14 protein-coding genes and 1 pseudogene are annotated in these 13,853 nt (G+C 67.0%); 6 read left to right on the forward strand and 9 right to left on the reverse strand.

The window, feature by feature from the left end; genetic code table 11:
- The 3 genes from JWQ81_RS35080 to JWQ81_RS35090 form a co-directional block, all read right to left on the reverse strand.
- A partial coding sequence (locus tag JWQ81_RS35080; RefSeq protein ID WP_297548338.1) for an HNH endonuclease signature motif containing protein occupies positions 1 to 1,194 on the reverse strand: 1,194 nt, incomplete at its 3' end.
- A gap of 328 nt (positions 1,195 to 1,522) precedes the next feature.
- The gene (locus JWQ81_RS35085; RefSeq protein ID WP_297548340.1) at positions 1,523 to 2,608 is read right to left on the reverse strand and encodes a serine hydrolase; all 1,086 of its coding nucleotides are present in this window, start codon (positions 2,606 to 2,608) and stop codon (positions 1,523 to 1,525) included.
- 42 nt (positions 2,609 to 2,650) lie between these two features.
- On the reverse strand, positions 2,651 to 3,322 hold the full coding sequence (locus tag JWQ81_RS35090; RefSeq protein WP_297548342.1) for a TetR family transcriptional regulator: 672 nt from the start codon (positions 3,320 to 3,322) through the stop codon (positions 2,651 to 2,653).
- A 135-nt stretch (positions 3,323 to 3,457) separates the two neighbouring features.
- Here JWQ81_RS35090 and JWQ81_RS35095 point away from each other — a divergent pair, with 135 nt between their 5' ends.
- Together JWQ81_RS35095 and JWQ81_RS35100 are read left to right on the forward strand one after the other, a co-directional pair.
- Positions 3,458 to 4,327, forward strand: coding sequence for an SDR family NAD(P)-dependent oxidoreductase (locus JWQ81_RS35095; protein ID WP_297548344.1), 870 nt, complete (start codon positions 3,458 to 3,460; stop codon positions 4,325 to 4,327).
- Positions 4,328 to 4,374: 47 nt separating this feature from the next.
- Positions 4,375 to 4,764 (forward strand): hypothetical protein, encoded by a 390-nt coding sequence (locus tag JWQ81_RS35100; RefSeq protein WP_297548346.1) that lies wholly within the window; start codon positions 4,375 to 4,377, stop codon positions 4,762 to 4,764.
- Here JWQ81_RS35100 and JWQ81_RS35105 read toward each other — a convergent pair.
- Positions 4,745 to 5,302: a TetR/AcrR family transcriptional regulator gene (locus tag JWQ81_RS35105; RefSeq protein ID WP_297548349.1), complete on the reverse strand. Its 558-nt coding sequence runs from the start codon at positions 5,300 to 5,302 to the stop codon at positions 4,745 to 4,747. The genes JWQ81_RS35100 and JWQ81_RS35105 overlap by 20 nt on opposite strands.
- A gap of 215 nt (positions 5,303 to 5,517) precedes the next feature.
- On the opposite strand from JWQ81_RS35105, the gene JWQ81_RS35110 reads away from it, so the two are divergent.
- Entirely contained in the window at positions 5,518 to 6,738 is a 1,221-nt protein-coding gene (locus JWQ81_RS35110) for a cytochrome P450 (RefSeq protein WP_297548351.1), read from the forward strand.
- 25 nt (positions 6,739 to 6,763) lie between these two features.
- Here JWQ81_RS35110 and JWQ81_RS35115 read toward each other — a convergent pair whose 3' ends face one another.
- Positions 6,764 to 7,648: a helix-turn-helix transcriptional regulator gene (locus JWQ81_RS35115; protein WP_297548353.1), complete on the reverse strand. Its 885-nt coding sequence runs from the start codon at positions 7,646 to 7,648 to the stop codon at positions 6,764 to 6,766.
- A 150-nt stretch (positions 7,649 to 7,798) separates the two neighbouring features.
- Between JWQ81_RS35115 and JWQ81_RS35120 the strand changes: the two genes are divergently transcribed.
- Together JWQ81_RS35120 and JWQ81_RS35125 are read left to right on the forward strand one after the other, a co-directional pair.
- Positions 7,799 to 8,125 (forward strand): hypothetical protein, encoded by a 327-nt coding sequence (locus JWQ81_RS35120; protein ID WP_297548355.1) that lies wholly within the window; start codon positions 7,799 to 7,801, stop codon positions 8,123 to 8,125.
- A 125-nt stretch (positions 8,126 to 8,250) separates the two neighbouring features.
- Positions 8,251 to 8,629 (forward strand): annotated as a pseudogene (locus JWQ81_RS35125) (RidA family protein).
- 13 nt (positions 8,630 to 8,642) lie between these two features.
- On the opposite strand, the gene rox reads toward JWQ81_RS35125, so the two are convergent.
- Positions 8,643 to 10,070, reverse strand: a complete 1,428-nt coding sequence (rox, locus tag JWQ81_RS35130) for a rifampin monooxygenase (RefSeq protein WP_297548525.1) — start codon at positions 10,068 to 10,070, stop codon at positions 8,643 to 8,645.
- A 248-nt stretch (positions 10,071 to 10,318) separates the two neighbouring features.
- The gene (locus tag JWQ81_RS35135) at positions 10,319 to 10,732 is read right to left on the reverse strand and encodes a helix-turn-helix domain-containing protein (protein ID WP_297548357.1); all 414 of its coding nucleotides are present in this window, start codon (positions 10,730 to 10,732) and stop codon (positions 10,319 to 10,321) included.
- Positions 10,733 to 10,849: 117 nt separating this feature from the next.
- Here JWQ81_RS35135 and JWQ81_RS35140 point away from each other — a divergent pair, with 117 nt between their 5' ends.
- Positions 10,850 to 11,701 carry an alpha/beta hydrolase gene (locus JWQ81_RS35140; protein ID WP_297548527.1) on the forward strand — a complete coding sequence of 284 codons (852 nt, stop codon included), beginning with the start codon at positions 10,850 to 10,852 and terminating at the stop codon, positions 11,699 to 11,701.
- A gap of 24 nt (positions 11,702 to 11,725) precedes the next feature.
- Here JWQ81_RS35140 and JWQ81_RS35145 read toward each other — a convergent pair whose 3' ends face one another.
- Entirely contained in the window at positions 11,726 to 12,865 is a 1,140-nt protein-coding gene (locus tag JWQ81_RS35145) for a C40 family peptidase (RefSeq protein ID WP_297548359.1), read from the reverse strand.
- Positions 12,862 to 13,830: a nucleoside hydrolase gene (locus JWQ81_RS35150; protein ID WP_297548361.1), complete on the reverse strand. Its 969-nt coding sequence runs from the start codon at positions 13,828 to 13,830 to the stop codon at positions 12,862 to 12,864. The genes JWQ81_RS35145 and JWQ81_RS35150 overlap by 4 nt, the downstream gene beginning before the upstream one ends.
- Between the last annotated feature and the right edge of the window lie 23 nt (positions 13,831 to 13,853).

Consider the following 13,853-nt stretch of genomic DNA (forward strand, 5'->3'; position numbering starts at 1 on the left):
CGGGATGAAGTCCGGTCTCCCGTCACCGCCCATTCGTACTTCCCAACCACCACAATGTATTAATCGGTGGTGCCGTTCACAAAGGAGGGTCAAGTTGTTCAGGTCGGTTGGCCCACCTAGGATCCAAAAAATAATGTGGTGACCCTCAGTGTGTTTAGCGTGTTTGTTGCAACCGGGAAACGCGCATCCGCGGTCTCGCATGACGAGTCGTCGTCGTTGTCCGGTGGTGATGATGCGCTTGGACCGACCTAGATCCATCTGTTCACTCTCGGTCCCGAGAACAGCGGGGATCACCTTGCAGTCACAGGCGAGCATGCGTGCCTCCGCTGCCGTGATGACGCCACCGTAGTCGAGCATCGCCGTTCCGATGCCGGACTTGAGTGTTTCGTAGTCCACGGTGACCCCCACATGGACACGGTCACCACCGTGGGTCGGGATCTCGTCCACCGTCATGGCGAGGCGGACCAGGTCAACCAGCGCGTCGGCGTGGCGTTCCCATTGGCTGCGGGTGTCGCGGCCTTCCTCTTTCGTCGAGTGCGGTTTCGCGAGGGGGTCGAGGGCGGCGCGGAGTTGGGCGTAGGCGAGGTTGTCGAGCTTGCCTTTGAGGGTCGCGGACCCGTCGCGGTGTTCCTGGAACGACAGCTCCCGCTCCGGTCTCTCCGGCGGATCCTTCGGCTCCGGCCCATCCGGGTCGAGGGTGTCGAGGATCCGGTCGCCGGCTTTCTTCACCTCGACAGGGGACGCGTTGACGGCAAGGTTAACCAGGATTTTCTCCGCGGCCGTCCGGTCTTCGTCCGACACGGTCGCCGGGATGGCCGTCATCGTTTTCACGATGACGTCGACATGCGCGGGAGTGAGAGCACCGGCCAGTGCGGCGAGCCCGGTCAGGGGTGCGACACCGGGGACCTCTGTCCCGTCGATGGCGTACAAGGAGTTGGTGCCGCGGGCACGGACCACGATCTGACGCGCGGCAGGCTCGGACAACCCCGTCGTATGCATCAACCACTGCACCGCCGAGTTGTACTGATGGGTGGCCTTGATGCCGTCGGTCTCGGTTTTGGTGACCACGAGCCCCAGCAGCGCGGTGTACCGGTTCATTTCCCGGGTGATGACCCGGGCGTACTCGACCAGTGTCGCCGGATTGGCGCGCCGGATATCGGCGGGATCGGGGAGGGTGGTCGTTACGCTGGGCACTCCTTTATTCTACCTTAGATCGAACGTACAATCGAAACACGTTCAGGTGATATGAATTATCGCGTAACGTAATCATCGAGTGGCCGCGAAATCCACTTTCGTAGCGAATTACGGTGCGAGAAGTGACTTTCGCAGCCGGCTGCCTGCAAACCGTGTCACTCACAGCTGCAACAGGCCCACGAGCGCGGTTGCCTAACGTAACCGTGGCTACGTTGTTGTCCTTACGACCATTGAACGCGCGACGGAGCGGCTCTCAGATCCGCTCCGCGAACCTCCCGCCGGCCCCAGTCGTTGCTGCGGTCAAAGAGAACCCGCCCGCAAAACCCCATCACATCAGTCCGTCGTAGGCGGCCATCACGACAGCCAAGCCGCGGTCGTCGCCCAGTGGTCCTTGCTCGAGCATCCGGTTCATCACGTACGCCACGGTCAGGTGCGTGTCCAAGTCGACGATCACGATCGAACCGCCCCGGCCGCCCCATGAACAGGTCCTGCCCCGCACGCTGTAGCCCATGCCGTAACGGATCCGCGCACCGAGAATCTCGTCCTCGCCAAAGAACTGTTCCTCCAGAACGCGTTCACAACCGGCCTCCGACAACAGTTGCACGCCTCGCGCCCGACCGCCGCAGGCAAGTACCGACTGCACCGCCGCCACCGATCGTGCGTTGCCGAACCCGTTCGCGGACGGGATTTCCGCCCGCCGCCACGCCTCGGCATTGGCGATCTCCGGCGGGATCGGCGGATTTCCCGGACCCAGGGCGACTATCTCGGGTGCCCTGGTGTCGGGCGGGATCATCGGGGCGACCCGGTGGTCGTGCTCGGCGGACAACCCGATGTGGAAGTCGGCCCCCAGCGGCCCGGCAACCTCCTCGGCGAAGAAGGTCCCGAGGCTGCGGCCGGTGGCTCGGCGTACGACTTCGCCGAGCAGATATCCCTGGGTGGCCGCGTGATAGGCGCCCGCCATACCGGGTTCCGAGCTCGGAGCCTGTTCGGCCAGCAACGTCGTCATCGCCGACCAGTCGTAGAGCTGCTCTGTCGGTACCGGCTCATGCCACGTCGACAAGCCTGAGGTATGGCCGAGTACATGCCTCAGCAGCACCCTTTCCTTGCCCGCGGCGGCGAATTCGGGCCAGTAGGTCGCCACCGGCGCGTCCAGGTCGATCTCGCCGCGATCGGCGAGGATCAACGCGCACAGCGCTGTCATCGTCTTCGTGGTGGACCAGACGCAGGTGATCGTGTCGCGTTCCCATGGCCGTGTGCGTTCCGCATCGGCGTAGCCACCCCAAATATCGACGACCGCCTCGTCATCCAGGTAGACCGCGACGGAGGCGCCGACGTCCTGATCGTCCAGGGACGCCGCCAGGGCGTCATGTACTGCTTCGAACCGCTCATCGCAGGTACCGCGGGTTTCGGCCATGGGCGGTATCCAACTCGGGTTTCCCCGCTCACACCAACGGATTTAGGTGAGCTGGATCAGTCCGGCGATGAGCACTTCCAGTGTGCGGCTGAACGACCGCACGAAGTCGATCCGCGAGGCCGCCAGGCGCGGATCTTCAATGGCTTCACGGATTGTGGGGGTGGGGTTGGCGAAGGGCCAGAGCCCGACGAGGAAGGAGACTGACGCGTTGGCGAGTTCCACGGCGGCCGGGTCGCTCAGTCCGGGCAACCGTGCCGCGACCAAGCCTGCGAGCCGGAGCAGGTTTTGACGGTTGACGAGCTTGAAACTGCGGATCGACTCCGCCGACACGTTGCGCTCCAGCACCGCGGGCAGCATGCTCCACAGCTCGGCCAACATTGGCCGCTCGGCGAGTGAAGTGGCCCAGACCTCAGCGACTTCGCGGGGCGTGACGGGATCGCTGTCTGCGGGCAGGCGGTGCTCGACCTCGTCCAGCCATTCCTGCATAGCGCGCTGCAGCAGCTCCAGGAACAGCGCCTCGCGCGTCTCGTAATACCGCACGATCCCGGACTTCGAGCCGCCGAGCCGTCGAGCGATTTCACGCAGGCTGATGTCCGCCGCCGGGAACTCGCTCAGCAGTTCCTGTGCCGCGTCGAGGATGGCCCGCCTGCGTACCTCGCGCTGCTCGGGCTTGCGGGCGCGCTGGAAGTCGGCGCCCGCTGGTTCGGACTCCACGGCATGTCCCTCTTTCGGATGACGGCTGTGCTGCATCCCACTGTAGTGGTCCACCGGACTCTTGATATAGGTCCAGTGGACCGCTATAGTCGTTCATGTAAGAGTCCACTGGACGCGTAAATGTGAGGTATCACTGTGAGTAAGGTTATTGTCATTACCGGCACCGCGACCGGGCTGGGCAGGGCCACCGTCGACAAGTTCTCCGCCCAGGGGTGGAACGTCGTCGCCACCGTGCGCAAGGAAGCCGACCTGAAGATCCACGACGGGGATCCGCAGGTCAAGACCCTGCTGCTCGACGTCGACGACGAAGCGGCGGCTGCTGGATTCGCCAAGCAGGCGCTGGAGGCCTTCGGCCGCGTCGACGCGCTGGTCAACAACGCCGGCTCGTACCAGATGGGCCCGCTCGAGGCCACGACGATGGACCAGGTGCATCGGCAGTTCCAGACCAACGTCTTCGGTCTGGTCGCGATCACCAAGGCGTTCCTCCCGCACTTCCGGCTGCAGCGCTCGGGGGCGATCGTGAACATCTCGTCCCTCACCGCTGAGCAGGGTTACCCGTACAACGCGGTGTATGCGGCCTCGAAGGCGGCTGTCGCTACGCTGAGTGAGGGCCTGAGCATGGAGATGGCCGAGTTCGGCGTCGTTGTTCGCGCGATCATGCCCGGCCAGCACGCCACCAGGATTTTCGCGAAGATCGACGCGGCGGCCGACGTGCCCGAGGACTACCAGGCAGGCATCGGATCGTTCTTCGGTGTCACGCCGATGACCGGGTCTTCGCCGCAGGTCACCGCGGACGTGATCTACCAGGCCGTGCTCAACCCCGTGGCCGACCAGGTCCGGTACTACTCGGGCCCCGATTCGGTCGCGATCCCGACCGCGAAGCGGATTCTCGGCCCGCAGAAGTACTGGGAGGAGTTCCGCGAAGCGGCTGTGGGGCGCCCGAGCGCGCTCTGGAGTGCCCTGGTTCCCGCGCCCGGCACGGAACCGCTTCAGCGAGACATCTGAGCAACACCGTCATTTCAAGCACAGTACGGAAACTGAGGAGTTCACCAATGTCAGGACCGTTCATCTTCGTGGCCACCAACAAAGTCCGCGAGGGCAAGATCGAGGGCGAGCAGCGCCGCGTGCCCGGCTGGGTGCAGTTCATCCATGACAACGAGCCGCGCACGATCGGCTTCCACGAGTATCAGAACGAGGACGGAACCGAGGTCGAGTACGTCCAGATCCACCCGGACACCGACTCGTTCGAGCACCACATGCGGGTGCTGGCGGACCTAACCGAGCTGTCGTACAAGGAAACGCTGGAGGGAACGACCAATATCCGTATCTACGGCCAGCCCACCGAAGCGATCCTCGACATGCTCAAAGCAGCAGCAGGTTCCGGTGTGCCGGTCACGATCTTCCCGCAGCACCTCGGCGGTTTCACCCGCTTACCGAACTAGTGTCTTCCCGCTGGTTCAGGACCAGCGGCAGGAAGACCTCGTCGACTATGTCGATGATGACCTCGTCGTCGACGGGCGCGCCGTACAGCAGGAACTGGTTGCGCAGCAGGTCGGTCGCGACCGTGGCGCGCCGGGAAGTGAGTATCCGGGGTTCCACCTGGCCGCGTTCGACGGCCCGCGCCAGGATGACGCTGATCGCGGTGGGGCCGGCGGAGTGGAGCCGTTCCCGGATCAGCCGTGCGAACTCCTCGTCGCGGGTCATCTCGGCGAGCAGGCCGCGGAGTATGCCGCCGAGCGGGCTGGTCATTTTTGCCGAGACCTGCCGCAGCAGGGTGAGCACGTCCGCCCGGAGGTCGCCGGTGTCGGGCGGGTCCAAATCGGAGACGCCGTGCATGCTGCAGGCGTCGATTACCAGTTCGGCTCGGCCGGACCAGCGGCGATAGAGCGCGGCCTTGCTGGTGCGTGCTCGGGCGGCGACCCGATCCATGGTCAGCGAGGCGTAGCCCGTTTCGGTGAGTTCCTCGAGTGTCGCCGTCAAAATGGCGTGCTCCAGCTCCTCACCGCGGCGGCGAGGTCCTTTGCGGTGGTCGACGGCCGATTTGACGGTTTCTTCGACGTTCAGTGACAGCCTGACTCCTGAGAGTTTACTGAGAGATCATTGCGTTCCCTATCGGGCACCTTAGTCTACGAGTTAGAGTACTGACAGTTCCTTAACAGTCAGTTATTCGCTGACTGGAGACTCAAGGGGGATCGATGACCGAGACTGTTGTGACATCGCAGACTGAGGACGCCCCGGTTTTCCCGGACGATCGCACCTGTCCGTACCAGCTGCCCGAGGGGTACGCCCGGCTGCGCGACGAGGAGAGCGCGCTGCGCAAGGTGAACCTCTTCGACGGACGCGAGGCGTGGGTGGTGACCAAGCACGGGGCGGCGCGCAAGCTGCTCGGTGATCCCCGCCTGTCGTCCGACCGCAACCACGAGGACTTCCCGGCGGTTTCACCGCGCGTCAAGGGGTTTCGTGGGCAGCCCCAGGCGTTCATCAGCATGGATCCGCCGGAGCACGGCCCGAAGCGGCGGATGGTCATCAGCGACTTCACCGTGAAGCACATCAAGGGGATGCGCGGCGACATCGAGCGGATCGTCCACGGCTTCATAGACGACATGCTCGCGGCCGGCCCGACCGCCGACCTGGTCAGTCAGTTCGCGCTGGCCGTGCCCTCGATGGTGATCTGCCAGATGCTCGGCGTGCCCTACACCGATCACGAGTTCTTCCAGGACGCCAGCAGGCGGCTCGTGCAGTCGACGGACGCCGAGGGGCTCAGGGCCGCGCGCATCGACCTCAACGAGTACCTGGACGGGTTGATCACCCAGCTGCAGGCCGAGCCTCGGCCTGGCCTGCTCAACAGTCTGGTGGCCGATCAACTGGCGAACGGCGAGATCGACCGCGAGGAGCTCATCGCGTCCGCGCTCCTGCTGCTCGTCGCCGGCCACGAGACGACGGCGTCGATGACCTCGCTGGGCGTGATCACCCTGCTGGCGCACCCGGACCAGCTGGCGGCCTTGCGCGCCGACCCCAGTCTCGTCCCGGGTGCGGTGGAGGAGCTGCTGCGCTACCTGGCCATCGCCGACCTGGCCGGCAGCCGCATCGCGACGGCCGACATCGAGATCGGTGGCCAGGTCATCCGAGCCGGCGAGGGTGTCATCGTGCCCAACTCGATCGCCAACCGCGACGGCTCGGTCTTCGAGGACCCGGACACGTTCGACGTGCGTCGCTCGGCCCGGCACCACATCGCGTTCGGCTACGGCGTGCACCAGTGCCTCGGCCAGAACCTGGCACGCCTGGAGCTCGAAGTGATCATCACCGCGCTGTTCGACCGGATTCCCACCCTGCGCCTCGCCGTTCCGGTGGAGGAGCTGACGTTGCGGCCGGGCACGACGATCCAGGGCGTCAACGAACTCCCCGTCACCTGGTGACCGTCCTCGTGCGTCGGAACTCCTGCTAGTCCGGCTGGTTCGCGGGCCGTTCGGCCCACTGGAGCACGAATCGCAGCGCCTCGGCGGACGGGGTGTCGGGTGCCGCGGAATAGGCCACCAGAAGCTGGTCGGGGTGGGTGTCCACGGAGAACTGCTGGACGTCCAGCGTGAGCTCGCCTGCCATCGGATGGCGGTAGGTCTTGCGCAGTTGCCGAGGTCCGCGTACCTGGTGGCCTGCCCACCAGGTACGGAAATCGGGGTCGCGGACGCTGAGTTCACCGACCAGCGCGGTCAGGCCGGGGTCGTCGGGGTGGCGGCCGGCTTCCATGCGCAGGACCGCGACGCATTCCCGGGCGGCCCGCGGCCAATCCGTGTACAGGGCCCGGAAGTCAGGGTCGAGGAAGGTCAGCCGGATCAGGTTTCGGTGCGCCGGCGCAAGCGCTCCGAAGTCGGTCAACAGGGCCACTGCCGGCCGGTTCCAGGCGAGCACGTCCATCCCGCGATGCAGGACCATGGCCGGGATGTCGTGCATCCCGGCGATCAGTTGCTTCAGTTGCGTGGCGACCTTCGGCGGGCCCGGCGCCCGTACGCGGGCGGGCGGCGCCACCTCCGCCACGGTGAACAGGTAGGCGCGCTCGTCCGGGGCGAGGTGCAGCGCGTCGGCGAGCGCGTCGAGGACAGTGCTGGAGGCCCGGCTGGAGCGGCCCTGCTCAAGCCGCACGATGTAGTCGACGCTGACGTGCGCGAGTTGGGCCAGTTCCTCGCGACGCAGGCCCGGGACCCTGCGGAGTCGGCCGTCGTCGGGCAGGCCGGCCTGGTGCGGCTCGACGGCGGCACGGCGGGCGCGCAGGAAATCGCCCAACCCGGTGCCGTCGACACGGCCGGTTGACGGGTTATCGCGGCGCGGCATGGTTCCAGTGTGGACCAGTGGGCGGTGGTTCGCCTGGTACTGGTCTGCCTAGGCAACTTCTTCCATGGCTGGGCCTTCCCGGGTGCGCGACCGTAGAGGCATGAGCGCCGGGGCAACGGTTCCCTTACCTCACCGGAAAGAGCGAACGCGATGCCCGAACGGACTACGGTCACTATCGGCGGCGACTTGCCGGCCGGACGCATCGGCTACGGCGCGATGCGGCTCACCGGCGCGGACCTGTGGGGCGAACACCCCGACCGGGAGAGCGGCATCGCGCTGCTTCGCGAGGCTGTCCGCGCGGCCGCCCGTTCCGGAAAACGCGATGTCGTAGTTTTGCGCGACCGGCTCGGTTCTTCGGCGCTGCGCGAGAAGCTGCCGGAAGTGGCCGTGACAGGTGTGGTCAGCGCGCGTGGTAGAGGTCGATCGCGGTGGTCATCCGCGCTCGGAACTCGTCGCGAGTGCCCACTTCGTGCTTGATGCCGGCGGACGTCGCTCAGCAGGGTCTTGGCGACGTCGATCGGGGAGATCCGGACGCGGGTGGGACGGTCGGCGGCGGCGGTTTCGATGGCGTCGGTGACGATCGCCAGGAAGCGCTTCGGGTACTGCCGAAAGTCGACATCTACCGGCAGGTTGCGGTCGCCACCGGATCGAAGCTGGTCTTCATCGCCGGCCAGATCGCCCGCGACGCCGACGGCGGCAAAGTCGGCGAAGGCGACTTCGCAGCCCAGGCCGAGCGGTGCTACCTCAACATCGGCACCGCGCTGGCCGAGGTCGGCGGCTCGTTCGACAACGTGGTGAAACTGACCGTCTACCTCGTCGACTGGACCCCCGCCAAGATGCCCCTGCTTCGCGGAGGGGGTCGCCCGGGCGTCGGCGAAGTTGGGCGTCACGCCGATGCCGCCGCTCACCGGGATCGGCGTCGCCGCGCTGGCCGAGCCCGACGTCATGGTCGAGGTCGAGGCCACCGCGGTCCTCGACTGACCGCAAGGCGAAATTAGGTGGCGGGCTTGCCGAACCAGCGGGAGAGGTGGTCGTCCAGGTCCTGCTGATCGTCGCCGATCCAGGCGACGTGGCCGTCGGGGCGTAGCAGGACGGACGGAACATCCAGTACCGCGGTGGGATCCGCGAGGTAATCGACTCGGTCCGACCAACCGCCCACGGTCAGGCGTTCGGTGCGGTCCAGCAGCAGTCCGCGGCCGCGATGCAGCAGACCGTAGAGGTGGCCCTGTTTCACTTCGATGTCACGCAGGCGGCGGCCGAGCAGGTCGGGGCCGTCGCCGAAGTCGTAGCGGATACCGATCGCGGTGATCTTCTCGATCAGATAGCGGTTCACCTCGTCGAAGTCCATCAGTTCGGTGAGCAGCCTGCGCACGGCCCGCGGGCCTGGTTCGGTGGACCCCAGTTCCATCTGGGCGCGCGTGTTGTCCAGCACGTCCGCGGCGACCGGATGACGTTCGGCCTGGTAGGTGTCCAGCAGTGTTTCCGGCGCCCAGCCGCGGATCTGTGCGGCCAGTTTCCAGCCGAGGTTGACCGCGTCCTGAACGCCCAGGTTGAGACCCTGTCCTCCGGTGGGTGGATGGATGTGTGCCGCATCGCCGGCCAGTAGCACCCGCCCGAGCAGATAACGTTCGGCTAGCCGGGTGGCGTCCCCGAAGCGGGACAACCAGCGCGGGGAGTGCACGCCGAAATCGGTTCCGGCGATAGCGCGCAACTGTTGTTTGAAATCCTCGAGGGTGGGTGGTTCCGCGCGGTCCCTGACTCCCGCGGCGGGGACTACGACGCTATAGACCCCGTCGCCGAAGGGCCTGAGCCAGAATCCCTGATGGGTTTCGCGGAGTTCGGTCACCTGGGCGGCGATCTCCTCCTGCGGCACACCCACTTCCATCTCGCCCATCAGCGTCTCGGTCCGCGAGGGCTCCCCGGGGAAGCCGACGCCGAGCAGTTTGCGCACCGTACTGCGCCCGCCGTCACAGCCGACGAGGTAGCGCGAACGCAGCTGTTCCCCGGTTTCGGCCAGCTCGACGGTCACACCCTCGTCGTCCTGCTCGAAACCGGCGACCGCGCAACCGTGCCGGACCTGCGCACCCAGTTCGATCGCATGCTCTTCGAGCAGGCGTTCGATGACCGGCTGCGGAATGCCCAGCAGATAGGCGTGCGCGGAATCCAGGCCCTGGGGCGCGGGTTTGGGAATGGCGGCGAAGAATCCGCCGGCCGGACGCTGTCTTCCGTGTTCGAGAAATCGATCCAGCAGTCCGCGCATTGCCAGCAACTCGAGACTGCGAATATGCAGACCGACTATGCGGACGAACGACTTGGGCTCGGTTTCCTTTTCCAGAACGAGTACCCGAACATCGTGCAGCCGCAGTTCGGCGGCCAGCATCGCGCCGGTCGGCCCGCACCCGGCAATGATCACGTCGAACATGAGGGGCGCGCGATCGTTCGGCGACGGCTCGGCGGTGAATTGAGGAGAGTGCACAGGTGTTGCCTTTCGGGAGTGCCGTGTTGTCGAGGCGCTCCCGGCGACGCCTACATCAATCGCCCGACCGTGACGCGTTGGGGGAGCACCCACATCGATACAGCGTTCATGGGTCTCACCTCCTCAGGCGGTGTCGCGGTCGACTGCAAGGTACAAGCCCGAGCACCACCCGTCCAATCATTTCCCAGCCGGCGTCACCCGTTGTCAGCGGTCGGCTGGGCGTCGTTGATCGCGTTGATTCGGTCGATCTCGGCCATGTGCTGCTCTGCCCAGGCCCGAACCGCCTCGAGCGGGATCTCCAGCGACAAGCCCAGTTCGGTGAGCCGGTAGTGCACCCGTGGCGGCACGGTCGGCTCCACTCTGCGCGTGACCAGACCATCACGGACCAGGCTGTGCAGGGTCACCGACAGCATTTTCTGCGAGACACCGGGCATCCGCCGCCGCAACTCGGCGAACCGCACCTCTTGCGGGGCGGCGTCGGCGAGCACCTTGATGGCCATCGACGTCCATTTCGTGCCGATGCGGTCCAGCAGCTGGCGGGTCGGGCACGCCGGCGAGAACAGATCACCACGCGCGGCGCCGGTCGCACGCTCCGTCCGAGTGGTCACCTGGACCTCACCACCTGTCAGCAAGGTGCCGTCTTGGCAGCACCATCGGGGTTACCTATCGTTTCATGGTAACCACTGGTAACCACTGGTGACCACTTGGAGGACTCCTTGCCCGGTATACCCACTTCTCCCATCACGCTGAGGCGGATCGCGACCAACGGCATCCACGCCAATGTGGCGACGGCCGGCACGGGCCCGCCGGTCGTGCTGCTGCACGGTTTTCCGCACACCTGGCAGCTCTGGCATGAGGTCATCGGCCCGCTGGCCACGCGCCACCGGGTGATCGCCCCGGACCTGCGCGGATTCGGGGCCAGCACCCGTGCCGTCGACGGCTACGACGCGGGCACCCTGGCCGCCGACATCGACGGGATCCTCGACGCCCTGGGCGAACCCACCGCAGCCGTGGTCGCCATCGACGCCGGCGTCTCCGCCGCCACCCTGCTCGCGCTACGACGACCGGACCGGGTACGACGACTCGTGGTCATGGAATCACTGCTGGGGTCGCTGCCCGGCGCTGAGAACTTCCTAGCCGCCGGCCCACCCTGGTGGTTCGGATTCCACGCTGTCCCCGGTCTCGCCGAAACGGTCCTGATCGGCCACGAGGCGCAGTACATCGACTGGTTCCTGCACGCGGGCACCCGCAGCCGCGGTGTGCCACTGGAGATCCGCAACGCATTCATCGATGCCTACACCGGATCCGACGCGCTGCGCTGCGCTTTTTCCTACTACCGCGCCCTGCCCACCAGCGCCCGCCAGATCAGCGACGCCGTGGCGCACGGCGGACTTGCCATGCCCACCCTGGCGATCGGCGCCCATCCGGTCGGCGCGACCCTGGAACGACAGCTGCGCCCCGTGGCCAGTGACCTCACTGGACACCTCATTCCGGATTGCGGCCATATCATCCCGCTCGACCGGCCCAAGGAACTGCTGGACCTGCTACTGCCTTTTCTCGCGCCATCGCAGTCATGACAGGGCATTCCGCGGAAGCTACAGCTAGGTGACCGGGTCGCCCGCGCCGGCGAAGTCGTCACCGGGTTTGCGGTAGGTGTGCACCTGGACGGCCTGTCCTTCGGTCGGGGCGTCGATCATCTGCTGGTTGCCGATGTACAGCCCGACGTGGTGGATCTTCGTCGCCGGGACGCCGTAGAAGATGAGATCGCCGAGCGCGGGTTCGGTCACGTGCGGCACGCTGCGGAACTGCGAGTCGGCCGTCCGGCTCAGCGTGATCCCCGCGCTCGCGTAGGCGGCGGTGGTCAGGCCCGAGCAGTCGAACCCGGGGTCGTTGCCGCCGGTGCCGTTGCCGCCCCAGACATAGGGCAGCCCGATCTTGCTGATCGCGAAGTTCACCGCCGCCAGCACGGCCGGCTTTGGGGGCGTTTTCGCGTTGCCCGCCGTGCCGTAGACGTTGAGGGTGGCCAGCGTCCGGTGCAGGTAGAGCGGTGCGGGCTGCAGCGTGGACACCGCCGTCCACCAGGCGCCGCCGTTCGAGAGGTCGCGGCCGTCGGCGCAGAGCGCGCGTCCGGTGGTGAGCGCGGCGTCGTCGATGTTCTGTGGATTGGGCTTCGCGCCGGACGCGCTTTGCTGCCATTTCGTCCACAGCGCCGAGGAAAGCTGCATCGGCCCGCCGGCGTTCAGCGTCGACACGTTGTTGCCGGAGAAGTCCCGGAGCTCGACTTCGCCGATCGCCTTCGACGCGGCACCATCGGTGCCGAACGTGGCGCCGGCCGCGCGGCCGTGGTCGGTCGTCGTCTTGCCGACGGCGGCGAGCGTGACCCACGACAGGTGGCAGCCCGGCTGGTTCTTGGTGAGCTGGTTGGTGGCCTTGGCGTACGCGATCATCGCCCGCTCGGGGATGTCGAGGCGCTGTCCCATGGTGCGGGCGAAGTCGTCGAACTCCTGGCCGGTGTTCGCCGGCACCTTCGTCGGCTCGGTGACGACCACCGGAGCTACGGACGGGGTCGGCGCGGGCGTGGTCGCGGCGACGGGCTTCGGCTGGGTGTCCGGCGCGAGCTGGATCGCCGCGACCAGCGCGGCGGCCACCACGACCACGGCTGCCAGCGTCACGACGAGCTTCCGCCTGCTCGGGCGGGGTGTTGTCTCGTCTGCGGGCGCTGGTTCGGCTGGTTCGGTCATCGACGGCTCCCGGACAGGCCGTCGAGCACGAACCCGCGCAGGCCGTCCAGGTCGGTGTCCACCGCGACCTCGACCGTGCCCGGCGACCGGACCTCCGGCGACTCTTCGTGGGCCGTGGCCGGACGCCGGTCGACCAGCGTCTGCCCGCGGCTCGGGCCGAGGCCGCAGTCGACGTCGATCGGGAAGGTCTCGGTGCGCAGGATGCCCTGGCTCATCGCCTCCGCGACGGCGACCGTGTCGTGCAGCACCATCGCCTGGCGGCCGAGTGCCTTCGGATAGTGCTTCTGGTAGCTGCCGGTCAGGCCGACGAGCGTGGCGCCGATCGGGCCGGTCGCGGAGAGTTTGGCGATCCAGTCGGCGTCCACGGCGCACCGGTGGGTCAGATCCACCGGCACGAGCACACACGGGACGGTTTCCTCGACGAGCACCCGCCGGGCGGCTTCCGGGTCGCTCCAGATGTTGAACTCGGCGACCGGGGTGGTGTTCCCGAACGTCACGCCGCCGCCCATGATCACGATGCGGCCGATCTTGGAGCGCACGTGCGGGTGCGCGGCGAGCAGCAGCGCGATGTTCGTCAGCGGGCCGATCGGCGCGATGGTGACCGGCTCGTCGGCCGCTTCCAGCAGCTGGACCAGCAACGACACCGCGTCGACGGGCTCGAGCTCACGGGTCGGCTCGGGCAGGGTGCCGGACTTGCCGGACAGCCCGTCGGAGCCGTGGACGTACGCGGCGGTGAACGGCTGCGGGTGCACGAGCGGACGTTCCGCGCCGGCCGCGACCGGGACGTCCGGCCTCCCGCACAGCTGCAACAGCCGCCGCGCGTTGACCGTGGTCGAGGCGAGCGGGACGTTGCCGAACACCGTGGTCACGCCGATCAGGTCGACCTCGGCGCTCAGCGCCGCCAGCGCGATCGCGAAGGCGTCGTCGATGCCCGGGTCGGTGTCGATGATCAGCTTCGTGTCCATAGATGTCCCCTTGTGTGCCGTTC

Source organism: Amycolatopsis sp., assembly GCF_025464955.1.
Classification (GTDB): domain Bacteria; phylum Actinomycetota; class Actinomycetes; order Mycobacteriales; family Pseudonocardiaceae; genus Amycolatopsis.

Excerpts from the sequence above, each read along its gene's own strand:
- JWQ81_RS35085 (WP_297548340.1), bottom strand. The coding sequence starts at position 2,608 with ATGGCCGAAACCCGCGGTACCTGCGATGAGCGGTTCGAAGCAGTACAT.
- JWQ81_RS35100 (WP_297548346.1), top strand. The coding sequence starts at position 4,375 with ATGTCAGGACCGTTCATCTTCGTGGCCACCAACAAAGTCCGCGAGGGC.
- JWQ81_RS35110 (WP_297548351.1), top strand. The coding sequence starts at position 5,518 with ATGACCGAGACTGTTGTGACATCGCAGACTGAGGACGCCCCGGTTTTC.
- JWQ81_RS35115 (WP_297548353.1), bottom strand. The coding sequence starts at position 7,648 with ATGCCGCGCCGCGATAACCCGTCAACCGGCCGTGTCGACGGCACCGGG.
- JWQ81_RS35120 (WP_297548355.1), top strand. The coding sequence starts at position 7,799 with ATGCCCGAACGGACTACGGTCACTATCGGCGGCGACTTGCCGGCCGGA.
- rox (WP_297548525.1), bottom strand. The coding sequence starts at position 10,070 with ATGTTCGACGTGATCATTGCCGGGTGCGGGCCGACCGGCGCGATGCTG.
- JWQ81_RS35145 (WP_297548359.1), bottom strand. The coding sequence starts at position 12,865 with ATGACCGAACCAGCCGAACCAGCGCCCGCAGACGAGACAACACCCCGC.
- JWQ81_RS35150 (WP_297548361.1), bottom strand. The coding sequence starts at position 13,830 with ATGGACACGAAGCTGATCATCGACACCGACCCGGGCATCGACGACGCC.